The organism is Halopelagius fulvigenes, assembly GCF_055398025.1.
On sequence record NZ_AP043846.1, the window covers coordinates 2,089,444 to 2,106,626 of the forward strand.

Genomic DNA, 17,183 nt, shown 5'->3' on the forward strand with positions numbered 1-17,183 from the left:
CCTAAAATCCGGCAGATTTACAATGGTTTAGGCGAGCCTAAAACATGGCATGCGCCAGATTCGACAGCAGGAGCGACGGCTCCGGGCGGTAGGAACGCCGAACCGCGGAGGTGGCTCCCCGTGAGCTACCTCGAACGCGGGAACGAGACGATTCTCGCCCAGCAGGCAGAACGGGAGTCCAACGCGCGAACGTATCCGCGCCACCTCCCGTTGGCTATCCGCGAGGCGCGCGGCGTGACCGTGACCGATATGGACGGCGACGAGTACTACGACTGTCTGGCGGGCGCGGGCACCCTCGCCCTCGGGCACAACCACCCGAGGGTCGTCGAGGCGATGGAGCGAACCCTGAACGCGGACCGACCGCTCCACACCCTCGACATCACCACGCCCGCGAAGGAGCGATTCGTCGATTCGCTGTTCGACAGTCTCCCGTCGGCGTTCGCCGACTCGGCGAAGATTCAGTTCTGTAGCCCGGCGGGGACCGACGCCGTCGAAGCGGCCCTGAAACTCGTGAAGACGGCGACGGGTAACCGGAGCGTGCTGGGGTTCCAGGGCGCTTACCACGGGATGACGAACGGCGCGCTCAGCCTGATGGGCGACACCGACGCCAAGGAGCCCATCTCCGGACTGATGAGCGACGTTCACCACCTCCCGTACCCCTCCGACTACCGCTGTCCCTTCGGCGTCGGCGGCGAGGAGGGCCATCGAATCGCGAGCCGATACGTCGAGAACCTCCTCGACGACCCCGAGAGCGGCATCACCGAGCCCGCGGGGATGATTCTCGAACCGGTCCAAGGTGAGGCGGGCGCGGTACCGGCACCCGACGAGTGGCTCCGCGAGATGCGACGCATCACCCGCGAACGCGACGTCCCCCTGATCGTAGACGAGATTCAGGCGGGGCTGGGCCGCACGGGTGAGATGTACGCCTTCGAACACGCGGACATCGCGCCCGACGTGGTCACTCTCTCGAAGGCGGTCGGGGGCGGCCTCCCGCTGGCGGTGGTCGTCTACGACGAGTCGCTCGACGTTTGGGAGCCGGGGGCTCACGCCGGTACCTTCCGGGGGAACCAACTCGCGATGGCCGCCGGCGAGGCGACCATCGACTACGTCCTCGAACATGACCTCGACGACCGCGCCGCCGAGGTCGGTGCCCGCCTGCGCGAGAGCCTCGAGTCCACCGCCGACCGCTTCGACGCCGTCGGCGACGTTCGCGGCCGGGGCCTCATGCTCGGCGTCGAGTTCGTGGACGAGGACGCCGACTGGCGGGGTCCGGGCCCGCACGCGCCCGACGGCGACTTCGCCGAAGCGGTCCAAGCGGAGTGCTTCGAGCGCGGCCTCATCGTCGAACTCGGCGGCCGCGGAAGCGCCACGGCGCGTTTCCTCCCGCCGTTGATCCTCTCGGAAGGGCAGGCCGACGACGTCGCGGCCATCTTCGAGGAAGCCGTCGAGGCCGTCGCCAACGGGCGGCGTTCGACGCGGGAGGTGACCGCATGAGCGCCGACGAACTGTTCCTCGGGAGCGACCGAGGCGGTGCCGCGTACCGCGAGGCGATGGGTCGGGCGGTCGAGGCCGTCCTCGACTCCTTCGCCGACGGCGACGACCCCTACTCGGGAACGTCGCCGGACGCGCTCGCCGCGCAGTTCGACGACCCCGTCGTTCCGGAGGACGGGCGCGGCCTCGACGCGGCGATAGACGAGGTGACGGAGCGCGTTCTGGCCCACTCCGTCGACGCGTCGAACCCTCGCTGTGCGGCCCACCTCCAGTGCCCGCCGATGATTCCCGGACTGGTCGCGGAGACGCTTCTCGCCGCGACGAATCAGTCGCTCGACTCCTTCGACCAAGCGCCCGCCGCGACGGTCCTCGAAGAACGGGTCGTCGGCGCGCTCTGCGACCTGTTCGGGCTCCCGGCGGGGGCCGACGGCGTCTTCACGAGCGGCGGCACCCAGTCGAACTTTCAGGCACTGCTGCTCGCCCGGGACCGCCACTGCGACCGGCGCTTCGGTCGGAACGTGCAGGCCGACGGCCTCCCGGCGGCGGCCGAATCGCTCCGCGTCCTCTGCTCGGAGGAGGCGCACTTCACCGGGAAGCAGGCCGCCCACCACCTCGGACTCGGGGAGCGCGCGGTGGTCACCGTTCCGACCGACGACGACCGTCGGATGGACCCCGACGCGCTCGATTCGACGCTCGCGGAGCTCGACGAACGCGACGCCGAACCGTTCGCCCTCGTCGGCACCGCGGGGACCACCGACTTCGGGAGCGTCGACCCCCTCGCGGCCCTCGCCGACCGGGCGGCCGAACGCGACCTGTGGTTCCACGTGGACGCGGCCTACGGCGGTGCCCTCGCGTTGAGCGACGACTACGACCACCTCCTCGACGGAATCGGGCGGGCGGACTCCGTCGCCGTCGACTTCCACAAGCTGTTCTACCAGCCCATCAGCTGCGGGGCGTTCCTGCTCCGCGACGGCGACGACTTCGAGTGGATGGCCCGCAACGCCGCGTACCTCAACCCCGAGGAACACGACGAGGCGGGCGTCCCGAACCTCGTCGCGAAGTCGGTCCAGACGACGCGCCGCTTCGACGCGCTGAAGCCCTACGTCGCGTTCCGCGCCCTCGGGCGGACGGGACTGGCGACCCTCGTCGAACGGACCCTCGAACTGGCCGACGAGGCCGCGGAGCTCGTGGACGCGGCCGACGACTTCGAGCTGCTGGGCGACCCGACGCTGAACGCCGTCGTCTTCCGCTATCGCCCGCGGGACGGCATGGACGACGGGGCCGTGAGTCGGCTGAACGCCGCCGTTCGGCGGGAGCTCCTCCGGGACGGCCGCGCGGTCGTGGCCCGGACCGACGTCGGCGGAGTGACCAGCCTGAAGTTCACGCTCCTGAACCCGACCGCGACGCTCGACGACGTCGCAGCGATGCTGGAGGCCGTTCGGGACTGCGGGTCCGCCGTCGCCGCCGACCGGGAGGTGGCGGCGTGAGCCTCGGAGCCGAACGGCGCGGGGAGTCCGACGTCGACCCGTCGGACCGGGCCGACGCCGCCACCGTCCACGCCTTCCTCAACTGCTACCTGCGCGAGACGGGCGACTACGAAGTCGCCGACGCGGCCGTCGGCGGCGTCGAACCCGGTCCCGACGGCATCCTCCGCACGACGCTCCCCGAGCAGGGTGTCGAACTACTCGCGCCGCTCGTACACCGCTCGCCGACCGAGCGTCACCTGTTCGAGACGCCCGTCCGGTACCGCCTCGCGGAGGAGAAGAAGGCGCATCCGGCCGACGCGGCGACGCTCGCGTCGCTCGTGGTGAAGGACCTCACCGTCGCGAGCGACGGCGACGCCGTCCCGGACGAGCTGTTAGAGCGCGTCCTCCGCAGCAAGCGAAGCGTCGAGTCGTTCGTCGCGGCGCGCGGGGGTGACGAGGAGCGACTCTACGCCGAACAGCTCTCGTTCCGCGACGCCGAGCAGGCGCTCGTCTTCGGCCACCACCGCCACCCGACGCCGAAGAGTCGGCGGGGCATCGCGGCGCGAAATCGGGCGACGTACGCGCCGGAACTGCGCGGGTCGTTCCCGCTGCACTACTTCAGGGCGGCCCCGGACCTCGTCTCGGCCGACTCGGCGCTCGACCGGAGCGCCGCGGCGTGGGTGAAAGACGCCCTCCGCGACGACCCCGACGTCCCCGCGTCGTTCGTCGCCGAACACGTCGAAAGCGAGGACGCGCTCCTGCCCGTCCACCCGTGGCAGGCGAAGCACCTCCTCGAACGAGAGCGCGTCCGGCGCCATCTCGGCGACGGGCTCGAACACCTCGGAGCGGTCGGTCGGGAGTTCTACCCGACCACGTCGGTCCGGACGCTCTACAGCGAGGACGCCCCGTTCATGGTGAAGTCGTCGCTGAACGTGCAGATAACGAACTCCGTCCGGACGAACAAGCGCCCCGAACTCGAACGGGGGGTCGCCGTCGCCGAACTGCTGGACACCGACTTCGGCGACGAACTCGAAGCGGCGTTCCCGGACTTCGATATCGTGCGCGACCCCGCGTACCTCGCGCTCGACGTCGGCGACGGGCGCGAGTCGGGGCTGGAGACGGTCCTGCGGGCCAACCCGTTCCGAGGCGACGCCGCGGAGAACGCGACGCCGCTCGTCTCGCTCTGTCAGGACGCCGTCGCCGGGCGCTCACGTCTCGGTCGGCTGGTCGCGTCCATCGCCGACCGGGAGGGCCGGCCCGCCGACGAGGTGAGCGCGGAGTGGTTCCGCCGCTACCTTCGGATATCGGTCCGCCCCGTGGTGTGGCTCTACCTCGCACAGGGGGTCGGCGTCGAGGCCCACCAGCAGAACTCCGTGCTCACGCTCGACGAGGAGGGGTACCCCGCGGAGTTCCGCTACCGCGACAATCAGGGCTTCTACTTCCCCGCGTCGGTCTATCCCGAGGTCGAAGCGTACCTGCCCAGCGTCGGCGAACGCGCGGACACCGTCTGTTCGGACGCCGTCGCCGACGAGCGACTCCGCTACTACGTGATTCTCAACAACGCCCTCGGCGTGGTCAACGCGTTCGGCTCCGCCGGCCTCGTCGGGGAGCGACGCCTGTTGGGGCTCCTCCGCGACGAACTCGAACGGGCGCGCGAACGGTACGACCGCCCCTCCTCGGAGTTCCTCGACCCGCTCTTGGAGTCGCCGACCGTCCCCTGCAAGGCGAACCTGCTCACCCGCTTCCGGGGATTGGACGAACTGGAGAACGACCTGGAGAACCAGTCCGTCTACGCAGACGTGAAGAACCCGCTCGTCACCGAACTCGACAGATGACAGGCCCAGACGCGACCATCGCGGCGGCGTACGACTACCAGACGTACGACCGAAGCATCGAGAAGACGATTTCGCTCCGTCCGGCGTCGTTGGAGCGCGACCTCGGCCGCCTCCACGCGTGGCTCGGGAGCGACCACGTGAAACCGTACTGGCAGCTCGACCTACCGCTGCCCGCGTTCCGCGACCGCCTCGCGGAGAAACTCGCGGACGACCACCTCACGCCGTACGTCGGCTGTCTCGACCACGTCCCGATGAGCTACTGGGAGTGCTACTGGGCGGCCGACGACGACGTGGCGAACCACTACGACGCCGACCCGGCCGACCGGGGGGTCCACCTGCTCATCGGCCCCGAGGAGTACCTGGGCCGCGGGTACGCGCTCCCGCTGATGCGGGCGGTCGTCGCCATGCAGTTCCGCCACCCCGAGACGGACCGCGTGATCGCGGAACCGGACGTCCGCAACGAACGCGTCGTCCACGTCTTCGAGGAGTGCGGGTTCGAACCGCGGACGGAGTTCCGCTTCGACGAAGCCGAGAAGGACGCGCTGTTGCTGGTCTGCGAGCGCGATCGGTTCGAGTCCGAGGTGCTCGCCGACCCGACGACTGCGCGGACGCGGGGGGTGAGCGCCGAATGACCGACGAGGCGTACGACGTCGTCGGCGTCGGCCTCGGACCGTTCAACCTCGGCCTCGCGGCCATGATAGACGGCGTCGAGGAGGACGTCGAGGCCGCCTTCCTCGAACGCGACGCCGAGTTCAACTGGCACGAGGGGATGCTGCTGGAGGGGACGACGCTCGAAGTGCCGTTCCTCGCGGATCTGGTCACGCTCGCGGACCCGACGAACCCCCACAGCTACCTCAACTACCTCCGGGAGACGGGCCGCATCTACGAGTTCTACTTCTACGAGACGTTCCAGATCCCCCGGCGGGAGTACAACGACTACCTCCGGTGGGTCGTAGCGAACCTCGACAGCTGTCGGTTCAATCGCGAGGTCACCGAGGTTCGGTGGGACGCCGACCGCGACCACTACGTCGTCACCGCCCGCCACCCCGATACCGGCGAACGGTTCGAGTACCGCGGCGAGAGCCTCGCTCTCGGAATCGGCTCCCGACCGTCCGTCCCCGAACACCTCCGTGGCCACCCGGAGGAGGACGTGTTCCACACGTCGAAGTACCGCCACAACCGCGAGCGAGCGCTCGCGGCCGACTCGGTCACCGTCGTCGGGTCGGGACAGAGCGCCGCCGAGGTGTTTCAAGACCTCCTGGAGCGCCAGTCGGACCACAGCTACCGCCTCGACTGGCTGACCCGGTCGGAGGGGTTCTTCCCGATGGAGTACTCGAAGCTCGGCCTCCAGCACTTCACGCCCGAGTACGACCGGTACGTCTACGACCTCCCGCAGGCAGTCAAAGACGACCTCATCCCGAATCAGGACCTGCTGTACAAGGGCGTCGACCCGGAGACGAGCGCCGAGATATACGACCTGCTCTACCGGCGCTCCATCGGCGACAGGGAGCCCGACGTCGGTCTCTTCGCCATGACCGAGGTGCGGGATATCGCGCCCGCGGGCGGGGCGTACGCGCTCGACTGCCGCCAGTGGCAGGCCGAGGAGTCGTTCGTCCACGAGAGCGAAGTCGTCGTCCTCGGGACGGGCTACGAGCGGTTCGTCCCGGAGTTCCTCGAACCGCTCGACGACGCCATCAACTGGGACGAGCGGGGTCGGTACGAGGTGACCGAGGACCACCGCTTGGACATCGACGTCCCGGGGGACGTGTTCCTCCAGAACGCCGAACTCCACACGCACGGCGTCGGCGTCCCCGACCTCGGCCTCGGCTGTTACCGCAACGCGGCGTTCGTCAATCGGCTCGTCGGACGCGACGCCTACCCCGAGGACACCGATACGGTTTATCAGGACTTCTCCGTCGAACAGTTCGTCGAACGCGCGCCCGGCGCCTCCCGCGAGCGCGGGAGCGAACCGACCCACACACCGACGCAGGACGATTAACATGAACCCGAACGACACGACGCTGCAGGACGCACTGGACGCGGACGTCTGGGAGACGGTCGAGCGCCGCCTCCTGACGAAGATGCTCGAAGAGTTCGCCTACGAGGAGATAGTCGCGCCGCGGAAGGTGACGCCCGGCGACGAACGGGCCACCTACCGCTTCGACCTCGGAGAGGCGGCGTACCGCTTCGAGGCCGCGGAACGGATGATGGACAGCCTTCACGTGTACGGGGAGACCGTCGAACGCCGCGACGACGACGGCTGGGCGGAACTCGGCGACCCGCTCACCCTCCTGCGCGACGTCGGCGAGGCGACGGACTTGGACGGACTCACCGAGGGCAACCTCGTCCGCGAGTACAAGCGAACGCTGCTGGCCGACGCCCACATCGAGGCCCGCCGGCGGGAGCGAGCGGAGTTCGACCCGCTGGAACTCGACTACGCCCACCTCGAAGGCGAGATGGACGGCCACCCGTGGATAACCTACAACAAGGGCCGCCTCGGGTGGGGGTACGACGACTACAAGCGGTACGCGCCGGAGCGGAAAGAGCCCGTGACGCTCTCGTGGGTCGCCGTGCGAAGGGAGAAGGCGACGTTCGTCGCCACCGAGGACGTCGAGCACGATCCGCTCGTCCGGAGCGAACTCGGCGACCGCTACGGGAAGTTCCGCGACCGACTCGGCGCGCGCGGCCTCGACCCGGATGACTACTACCTCATGCCGGTCCACGACTGGCAGTGGGAGAACAGCATCGTCCCCCTGTTCGCCGACGACATCGCCGCCGACGACGTCGTGCCCCTCGGCGACGGCCCCGACGAGTACCTCCCCCAGCAGTCGGTCCGCACCTTCGTCAACGTCGACGACGACGAGAAACACCACGTGAAGGTGCCGATGCGCATCCTCAACACGCTCGTCTGGCGCGGCCTGCCGGGCGAACGGACGGAGCTCGCGCCGACGGTCACCGAGTACATCAAGGGGATCTACGGGCGCGACGACTTCCTCCAAGAACAGGGACTCGTCCTCCCGGGCGAGATAGCCGGCATCAACTACGACCACTCGGACTTCACCGACATCGACGGCTCCCCCTACCAGTACCACGAACTGATGGGCGTCGTCTGGCGGGAGTCCATCTACTCCTTCCTCGAAGACGACGAGCGGGCGATAACGCTCTCCTCGCTGATGCACGTCGACGGCGACGGCGAACCGTACCTCTCGCGCCTCGTCGAACGGTCCGGGCTCACGCTCGATGAGTGGCTGGCGGAGTTCTTCGACACCGTGCTCCCGCCGCTCCTGCACTTCCTCTACCGGTACGGGACGGTGTTCTCCCCGCACGGCCAGAACACCATCCTCGTCGTCGAGGACGGGGTTCCGACGCGCCTCGCGGTCAAGGACTTCGTGGACGACGTGAACGTGAGCGACCGGCCGCTCCCCGAACTGGAGGCGCTCCCCGACGAGATGCACGAGGTGCTGCGGAAGGAACCGCCGGAGGGGCTCTGTCAGTTCGTATTCTGCGGGCTGTTCGTCTGCGTCCTCAGGTACGTCGCGGACGTGCTCGAAGAGCACGAAGACTACTCCGAAGAGGAGTTCTGGACCCACGCGCGGACGGCCGTCCTCGACTATCAGGCGCGGTTCCCCGAACTCGAAGACCGGTTCGAGCTGTTCGACCTGCTCCAGCCGGAGTTCACGAAGCTCAGCCTCAATCGCAACCGCATCTTCGACTACGGCTACGACGACGCCCCCGGCCGTCCGCACGCGTCCGAACACGGGACGGTCGCGAACGCGCTCTCCGAAGTCGCGGACGAACGCCCCGACGACGCGAATCCGCGGAACCCCGCCGACGACTGACGGGGCGACGAGGCTCCGAGTCGGCGGTTTCGAGCGGGTGGGAGTGCGACCCACGATGCTCTTTTCACCGATGCAGGCCTTCGTCGTGGTAATGAATCAATCCCGGATACGAATCTTCTCTTCCGTACGCAGCGACGAGGGGGACGCGCCTACGGTTTCCGGGCGTTCGGAGGGCGCGGGGTGGAGATGAGCAAGCACATCCCGAACGACACCGACCGGCGCGCCGCGTCCGAACTCGGCGGTGAGCGCGACGCTCTCCGGTCGAGCGCCAGCCTCCGCGGCCCCGCGCATTCCGGCGAGAGGCGGGACGACGCCGACCACTTCGCGCTCGTCTACGAGAGTCGAGCCGAGCAGTTCGAGACGGTCGTCCCGTTCGTCCGGGAGGGAATCGAGGCCGGCGAGCGCTGCCTCTACGTCGCAGACGAGAACTCGCCGGCGGACATCGCCGCCGCGTTGCGCGACGGCGGCGTCGACGTGGACGCCGCGTTCGAGTCGGGGCAACTCTCGATTCGCACCGCCGAGGAGACGTACCTCCGAGGCGGCGAGTTCAACCTCGACGCGACGCGTGACCTCCTCCGCACCGAGATGGAGGGGGGACTCGCCGAGTACGAGGGGTTCCGCGTCGCCGCCGAGGAGACGTGGCTCGTCGGCGACGAAGGCGCGCAGGAGGCGTTCATGACGTGCGAAGCGCACATCAACGAACTCCTCGACGGGGACGCGATGGCGCTCTGTCAGTACAATCGCAAGGCGCTTCCGCCGGCGGTCATCGAGGACGTCATCGAGACGCACCCGCTTCTCGTCTACGACAACACCGTCTGCCGGAACGTCTACTACACCCCGCCCGAGGAGTACTTCGGCCCAGAGCGACCCGAAAACGACAACGAGCGGAAACTGCGGACGCTGGTGGACCGGACCACGGCGAAGATAGCGCTCGAAACGCGCGAGGAGTACCAGCGCAGACTGTACGAGACGCTGGCCGACCCCGACGCGTCGTTCGAAACGAAGATTCAGCGCCTCCTCAGACTGGGGCGCGAGCGCTTCGGCCTCGAAATCGGGTACTTCACGCGGACCCGCGACACCACGTTCGAAATCGTCGAAGCGGTCGGCGACCACGACGTGATCGAGACGGGCGTCACGGACTCGCTGTGCGATACGTACTGCGAGAAGCTGCTCGCGTCGCCCGGTCCCATCTCCGTGACGGACGCCGCCGACGTCGGGTGGACGGACGACCCCGCCTACGAGCGCTTCGGACTAGACGCGTACTTCGCGACGACCGTCCAAGTCGACGGCACCGAGTACGGAACGCTCTGTTTCGCCTCCGAGACGCCGCGGGAGGCCCCGTACACCGACGCCGAGCGGACGTTCCTCGACCTGATGGGCCAGTGGCTCGGGTACGAACTGGAGCGACGGAACCGCGAGGAGTACCTCCGCGAGAGCTACGAGATAACGTCCGACCCGGCGCTCGACTTCGAGGAGAAGTTGCGTGCGCTGTTCGACCTCGGGTGCGAGCAGTTCGGCCTCGAACTCGGTGCGATGGCCAAGGTCGACCCCGGCGAGAACCGGTTCGAAGTCGAGTACGTCAGCGACGACCACGAGCACTTCGCGCCCGGAGTCGAGCTTCCGCTGTCGGAGACGTACTGCACCGCGGCTATCGACGCCGGCGGCGTCGAGAGCGTCGAGAACCCCGTCGAAGCCGGGTACGACGGTATCACCGTCCGCGACGAGTTCGGCATCGAGACGTACCTCGGAACGTGCATCGAAGTCGAGGGCGACGCCGATCGGACGTTCTTCTTCGTCTCAGAGCGCTCGCGGGACGAGGCGTTCTCGGACGACGAGCGCACGTTCCTGCGACTGATGGCGCAGTGGGCGAAGTACGAACTCGAACGCCGGCAACGCGAGGCGTTCCTCCAGCGGAGCTACGAGATAACGTCCGACCCGACCCTCTCGTTCGACGAGAAGATCGAGCGGTTGCTGGAGATGGGCTGTGACTGGTTCGACCTCCAGATGGGCGGACTCAACCACCTCCCGACGTGGGACGGGGCGTTCCGGTTGGAGAGGGGCGTCGGCCTCGGCGTCGCCGAGGACGAGGTGCTGTGGACCGACCCGGGCGACGGCTGTTTCTGCCGGCGGACCGTCGAGGAGGACGACCCCGTCTGCGTGCCGGACGTGCGCGAAACCGACTGGACCGACGACCAGGTCTACCGGGAGTTCGAGTTGCGGAGCTACGTCGGGACGAAGGTCACGAGCGGTGCCGCGGCGTACGGGACGCTCTGGTTCGGCGACACGGACCCCCGCGGCCGGGAGTTCTCCGACGCCGAACGCACGCTCCTCGACATGATCGGCCAGTGGGTGAGCTACGAACTCGAACGCGAACGGCGGGAGCACTACCAACAGCGGTTGTGCGAGATAATGGCCGAACCCGAGCACTCGTTCGACGAGAAGCTCGGAGACATCTTCGAGTTGGGTCGCGAGCGGTTCGACCTGGAGTTGGGCGGACTGGCTCGCGTCGACCCGGCGACCGACACGTTTGAGGTCGAGGCCGTCAGCGGCGACCACGAGCATCTCGTACCCGGCGCGGAGGCACCGCTCTCGGAGACGTACTGCCAGCTGGCCGTCGAGGGCGGAACCGCCGGCCTCAACGACCCCGAAAAGTACGGCTACGGGAGTGCCATCGCCCACGAGGAGTTCGGCGTCGAGACGTACCTCGGAACGCACATCGCCCTGGACAACGAGCCCGACCGGACGTTCTTCTTCGTCTCCACCGACTCCCGCGACCGGGAGTTCACCGAGACCGAACGGACGTTCCACCACCTCATGAGCGAGTGGGTCAAGTACGAACTCAAACAGAAGCAGCGCGAACGCGCGCTCGAAGAGTCGAACGAGCGGTTAGAGCAGTTCGCCTACGCGGCGTCTCACGACCTCCAAGAGCCGCTTCGGATGGTCACGAGCTACCTCCAGCTGCTCGAAAAGCGGTACGGCGACGAACTGGACGAGGACGGCGAGGAGTTCCTCGAGTTCGCCGTCGACGGCGCAGAGCGGATGCGTGAGATGATAGACTGCCTCCTGGAGTACTCGCGCATCGAGACGAAAGGTGACCCCTTCGAACCGGTCGCGTTGGACGCGGTGCTCGACGACGTTCTCGCCGACCTCCAGATTCAGATAGCGGAGAGCGACGCCGACGTCGAGTCCGAACGACTCCCCACCGTCGAGGGCGACGCCAGCCAACTCCGGCACGTGTTCCAGAACCTGCTCGAGAACGCCATCACCTACAGCGGGGACGAACCGCCGCGGGTCCACGTCGGCGCCGAACGGCGGGGGCAGGAGTTGGTGATATCCGTCCGCGACGAGGGAATCGGCATCGAGCCGAAGAATCAGGACCGCGTGTTCGACGTCTTCGACCGGCTTCACAGCCGAGAGGAGTACGAGGGTACCGGAATCGGATTGGCGCTCTGCGAGCGAATCGTCGAGCGTCACGGCGGCGACATCTGGGTCGAGTCGGAACCCGGCGAGGGGTCGACGTTCTCCTTTACGCTCCCCGTTCCGGAGGACCGGTAAGGACCGCCCCGCCGCCGACTCACTCGACGCTCCGAACCGAAGACGACAGCAGCGAGTCGAACACTTTCCGCTCGGCGGTTCGGAGGTGCTGGTGGAACGTCGGCGGCGTGACGCCGAGGGCCTCGGCCATCTCCTGGCCGGACGCCTCGCGCGGCCACTCGAAGAAGCCCGCGTGGTAGGCCGCACGGAGGGCGGCGCGTTGGCGGTCGGTCAACGCCTCGACGAACGTCTCGTGGATCCGTTCCGCGTCGCCGTCCCCCAGTTCGACCTGCTTTCGCGTCACCATCTCCGCGGCGGGGTAGCCGTCGCGGACGACTTCGATGAGTCGGCGAGCGTCGACGCTCGGAGAGAGGTGGAGCGTCAGATTCAGCGTCCCGTCCTCGAAGGCGGCCTCCTCGATGGACCCGCCGAGGGACGCGAGCGTGGAGAGTATCGGCGGGTCCGACAGGCGTATCTCGAAGCGGCCGTCGTCGCGGAACGTCAGGTCCTCCCAGTGGCGGTGCGCGTCGACGAACGCCGACACCGCGTCGGTCGCGCCCTCGTCGGCGGTTCCGTAGAGGAGGTACGCGCCGTCCTGCAGGGGGACCGTCTCGTCCAACGTGAACCTACAGTCGGTCGAGACATCGTAGCCGTCGAGGATGGCCGGGACGCTGAACTTGAGCTCGACGACTTCGTTGCTCATCAGCGCCCGCTTGCGTTCGACGGCGGCGATGGCGTGGCCGACGATCTCGCCGAGTTGGGCGATGACCTCCCGTTCCTCGCCCTCGAACGCCCGCGGACGGGCGGCGTAGACGTTCAACACCCCGTACACCGTGTCCTCGTGGACGACCGGTATCGCCGCCGATGAGTGAAAGCCGTGTCTCTCGGCGGTTTCGCGCCACGGTCGGTACTTCGGGTCGTTCTGGACGTTCTGGACTGTCTGCACCTCTCCCGTCCGAAGCACCTCGCTCGTGGGGTCTTCGCCGCGTTCGTCGCCTGGACCGAGGGGCGCGGCGTTCCCGTCGAGGAACCCCTCGACGCCGGCCTCGGTTCGGAGGCTCACCGTCTGAGACGGCAGGTTGATGTCGCCTATCCACGCGAACAGGTACGAGTCCGTGCCGGCGAGGCGTTCGCAGACGGTCTTTTCTATCTCCTCGCGGGTGGACTGTTCGATGATCGCCTCCGTCGTCTCTCGGACGACCGCGTTGAGGCTGTTCAGCGCCGTGAGGCGGTCGGTGTCGCGTTCGCGTTCGAGTTCGTTACCCACCCAGTTGCTGAGGATGTCGATGAACGTCACCTCCCAGTCGCTGAACGCCTCGGCGCGCGCGTCCATGTCGTAGAAACAGAAGGTGCCGTACACCTCGCCGTCGACGAACACCGGCGCGCCGAGGTAACAGGAGATGCCCCACTCGGCGTTCCCGACGCGGTCGGCCAACTCGGGGGCGTCCGCGTCCACGTCCCTGAGGACGAGCGTTCGCTCCGTCTCGACGACGCGTTCGCAGTTCGTCGCGGTCAGCGGGACGGAGTCGCCCGGCCGGATGTCGGCGTCCGGGGGCGCGTCTATCGCCTCGAAGACGTACTCGCCGTCCTGCACCCGCGAGAGCGTCGCGTAGTCGGTCCCCACCGTCTCCCGGACGACGCTCAGCAGTCGGTCGATTCGCTCCGAGAGCGAAAGCGAGGGGTCGGCGATTATCTCGTACGCCCCGCGCAAGGTTCGTTCGCGCTCCTGCAGTTCCGTCCGCCGGGTGACCAACTCCCGTTCGTACTCCCGGCGGTTGATGGCCGTCGCGAGGATGTTCGCTACCGACCGGACGAAGTTCACGTCGTGTTCAGAAAAGCGGTTGCCGTCGGCGTCGTACGTGCCGAGGACGCCCCACGGTTCGGCGGACGACCCGACGACCACGCTGATTCCGCTCTTCACGCCGTGGTCAGTGAGGAGGGACGGACCGTCGAACCGGGATTCGGCGTCGAGGTCCTCCACGACGACGGGTCGCTCGGACGTTAGCGTGTACGCCGCCTGCGACCCCTCTTCGACGGCCGAGAGCGTGGACCCGACCGCGCCCTCGTCCCACCCGACGCCCCGACTGAGGCGCAGTTCGTCGGCGTCGGCGTCGAAGTCGAGGACTGCGCAGTAGTCGTTGTCGAGCGTTTCCGCGACGAGGGCGGCCGCCTCGGACGCGAGGTCGTCGAGTTCCCGGTCTCCGAGCGCTCGTCGACCGAAGTCGGTTATCACCTCCTGTTGGCGGACCCGCCGCTGGAGTTCGCGGTTTCGCCGTATGCGCTCGGTCGCGTCTTCGACGATTCCGACGATGCGGACGTCGTCGCCGCCGTCGTCACCGACCACGACCCCGCGCGCGCGAAGCCACCGAACCGACCCGTCGGGGCGGACGATGCGGTACTCCTCCTCGTAGTCCTCCTCGGGGAGGCCGGTGTACGCCTCCCGAACCCGCTCTCGGTCCTCCGGGTGGACCGAAGAGAGGAAGTCGAGGCCGTCCTCGTAGAGGTGTTCTCGGTCGCGGCCCCACACCTCCTCGTAGGCGGGGTTGACGTAGAGAAACTCCGTGGGGTCCTCCGAGGTCATCCAGACGACCTGCGCTAAGTTCTCCGCGAGCGTTCGGAACTTCCGCTCGCTCTCGCGGAGGTCGGACTCCATCTCCCTGCGGTCCGTCACGTCGCGGACGATGCCGGTGAAGTAGCGCTCGCCGTCGTGTTCGTACTCGCTGAACGAAATCGCCAGCGGAATCTCGCTCCCGTCGGCGCGGACGCCCGGGAGTTCGAGGTAGTCCCAATCGAGGTGGCGTCCCTCCCCGTCGAGGTAGCGCCGGACGGCGGTTCGGTGGACGTCAGATAATCGGTCGGGCATCAGTTTCGTCAGCGACTCGCCCACGAGTTCGTCGGATTCGTAGCCGAACACGTCTTCGACCGCCGCGTTCACGTCTCGGACGACGCTGCGCTCGTCCATCGTCACGATGACGTCGGACGCCGTCTTCGCGAGCGTCTCGTACTGTTCGAGTTCGCGTTCGCGCTCCTTCCGTTCCGTCACGTCCCGGAAGTACACCGAGAGGCCGGTCTCGGAAGGGTAGACGTTGGCCTCGACCCAGAAGCCCAGCCGGTCGTAGTCCACCTCGTAACTCGTCGGCGTCTGCATCTCGAGCGCCTCGTGGAAACTCTCCCACGCGTCGGTCTCCGTCGCCGACGGGAACACCTCCCAGACGCTCCTGCCGAGCAGTTCCTCCTCGGGGTGTTGGAGCAGTTCCTCGGCGCGTTCGTTGACGTGGGTGAACCGGAACTCCTCGTCCACTGCGTAGAAGGCGTCGTCGATTCGCTCGAACACCTCGTCGATCTCGCGTTCGAAACGCCGGCTCTCCGCTTTCACCTCCGAGATATCGGTTACCAACCCCTCCACGAGCGTCTGTGTCTCCCCGTCGGCGTCGCGCGCGGCGACGTGTCCGCGTTCCGACACCCAGCGCACGTCGTCGCCCGCCGTCCGAATCCGGTACCGAACCGAGAACCGCCCGTCGCCGTCGAGTCCCGTTCGGACGGTTTCGCGCACGCGAGCGACGTCATCGGGGTGGATAACGTCGTCTTCCCAACTGACCGCGCCGGAGCGTAGCGACTCCGCGGCGTATCCGGTCAGACGCTCGCACTCCCCACCGACGAACTCCGCGGGCCGTCCCGGTTCGTCTCGTCGCCGGTAGACGACGCCCGGAAGGTCGTCGACGAGTGCGGCGAGACCGTCCGCCCCCTCGCCGTCCCGGGGACGCCACCACACTCGCCCCTTCGCCCCCGCCTTCTTCGTGCCGAGAAACCCCCGGTCGGCCAACTTCTCCAGTCGCGTGTACGTACTCCGACGAGACACGTCGAGGTGTCCGGTCACCTCGGCCGTCGTCATCGGCTCCCCCGGGTCGCCAACCGACTCGAAGACGGCGAGCGTCTCCCGCAGGGCGTCGCTCAACGAGCCAGAAGTCATACCCTCCGTAACGCCTCTTCGATTCATTAAGCCTCCGTTGTCGGAAGGTGGCCGTAACACCTTACGTTCATTCGAACGAAGATCTATTCAGCCGATAACACGACGGGCGTCGACCGGAACGAGGGCGATAATTGACAGTTTACCGGCGACGAAGGTCCTAACGAGTTAGGGGGTGGCGTTAACCGGGAAGAACCTCTCTTTCCGGTGTGAACGAGATGACGCGGAACGCCGCCGAGGAGGGGAGTCGATAATGTCCGTACCGACGCAGCGGGTGACGGAGGAACTGATATCGCCCGCCGGCCTGACCGAGGACGAGTACTACCGCCTCCTCTCGGACGAACGACGACGAATCGTCCTCCAGACGCTCACCGAACTCGAACTCCCCCTCACGGTAGGCGAGTTGGCCGAGGAAGTCGCCGAACGCGAGACGGGGATCGGCGCCGACGCGTCCGTCCCGGCGACGCAGGGCGTCGAAACCGACCTCCACCACGTGCACCTCCCCCTGTTAGACGACCACGGAATCGTCGAGTACGACTGGCAGGCGAACCGTATCTTCCGGTCGTAGTCGCTCGGTAGCACGTCGTCCGCCTCGTCTCTCCTCACCTCTTCTCGTTCTCCGTCTTCCATATCCCGCAGAGCGCGGAGCATCCGCGTCGTCCCGTCCTCGGTCCCGCTTCCTTCCGCCGTGGTCTTCCCTCTCCTGCCGTCGGTTCCTCCTTCTCTCGCCGTCGTCCGTTCGTCCATTCGGCCGCTCCACTCCGCTTCTCCGTCGGCACTCGCCTAGCCTCTCCGCGGAGCCCGCCTCGTCGCTCCGCCGGTGCTCACATCTTCCCCCGTCGCTACTCCTCCGTTCGCTGTCGATACTCCTCCCCCACCGCCGGTGTCCGTCTCGTCCCGCCGTTGTCCTCTCCGTCCCCGTCATCGCCCCGCCCTCCCCGCCGTCGTTCTCGGTTTCGCCCGCCGGAGGTGGCCGCCTCGGGTCGATAAACGAGGACATATACCCCCGCATCGAGGGACGCCCCGGACGGCCGACGGACAGTATCAGTTA

9 protein-coding genes are annotated in these 17,183 nt (G+C 67.7%); 8 read left to right on the forward strand and 1 reads right to left on the reverse strand.

All coding sequences use genetic code 11. The features are described 5' to 3' along the window. Positions 1-120 precede the first annotated feature (120 nt). From ACZ522_RS15575 to ACZ522_RS15605, 7 genes are all read left to right on the forward strand, one after another. The gene (locus tag ACZ522_RS15575) at positions 121-1,494 is read left to right on the forward strand and encodes a diaminobutyrate--2-oxoglutarate transaminase (RefSeq protein WP_379697612.1); all 1,374 of its coding nucleotides are present in this window, start codon (positions 121-123) and stop codon (positions 1,492-1,494) included. Continuing rightward, positions 1,491-2,978: a pyridoxal phosphate-dependent decarboxylase family protein gene (locus ACZ522_RS15580; RefSeq protein ID WP_379697609.1), complete on the forward strand. Its 1,488-nt coding sequence runs from the start codon at positions 1,491-1,493 to the stop codon at positions 2,976-2,978. The genes ACZ522_RS15575 and ACZ522_RS15580 overlap by 4 nt, the downstream gene beginning before the upstream one ends. Further along, the gene (locus tag ACZ522_RS15585; RefSeq protein WP_379697606.1) at positions 2,975-4,792 is read left to right on the forward strand and encodes an IucA/IucC family protein; all 1,818 of its coding nucleotides are present in this window, start codon (positions 2,975-2,977) and stop codon (positions 4,790-4,792) included. Before ACZ522_RS15580 ends, ACZ522_RS15585 begins: the two co-directional genes overlap by 4 nt. Then, entirely contained in the window at positions 4,789-5,424 is a 636-nt protein-coding gene (locus tag ACZ522_RS15590; protein WP_379697604.1) for a GNAT family N-acetyltransferase, read from the forward strand. Before ACZ522_RS15585 ends, ACZ522_RS15590 begins: the two co-directional genes overlap by 4 nt. After that, positions 5,421-6,791 carry a lysine N(6)-hydroxylase/L-ornithine N(5)-oxygenase family protein gene (locus tag ACZ522_RS15595; RefSeq protein WP_379697602.1) on the forward strand — a complete coding sequence of 457 codons (1,371 nt, stop codon included), beginning with the start codon at positions 5,421-5,423 and terminating at the stop codon, positions 6,789-6,791. The genes ACZ522_RS15590 and ACZ522_RS15595 overlap by 4 nt, the downstream gene beginning before the upstream one ends. Before the next feature lies 1 nt (position 6,792). Next, positions 6,793-8,631: an IucA/IucC family protein gene (locus ACZ522_RS15600; RefSeq protein ID WP_379697599.1), complete on the forward strand. Its 1,839-nt coding sequence runs from the start codon at positions 6,793-6,795 to the stop codon at positions 8,629-8,631. A 186-nt stretch (positions 8,632-8,817) separates the two neighbouring features. Then, positions 8,818-12,186, forward strand: coding sequence for an MEDS domain-containing protein (locus ACZ522_RS15605; RefSeq protein WP_379697597.1), 3,369 nt, complete (start codon positions 8,818-8,820; stop codon positions 12,184-12,186). Positions 12,187-12,205: 19 nt separating this feature from the next. Here the strand turns inward: ACZ522_RS15605 and ACZ522_RS15610 are convergent, their stop codons facing one another. Further along, a complete protein-coding gene (locus tag ACZ522_RS15610) occupies positions 12,206-16,135 on the reverse strand; it encodes a PAS domain S-box protein (RefSeq protein ID WP_379697595.1) in 3,930 nt (1,309 codons plus the stop codon). Between the two features lie 250 nt (positions 16,136-16,385). On the opposite strand from ACZ522_RS15610, the gene ACZ522_RS15615 reads away from it, so the two are divergent. Beyond that, positions 16,386-16,700 (forward strand): DUF7344 domain-containing protein, encoded by a 315-nt coding sequence (locus ACZ522_RS15615; RefSeq protein WP_379697593.1) that lies wholly within the window; start codon positions 16,386-16,388, stop codon positions 16,698-16,700. The last annotated feature ends 483 nt before the right edge of the window (positions 16,701-17,183 follow it).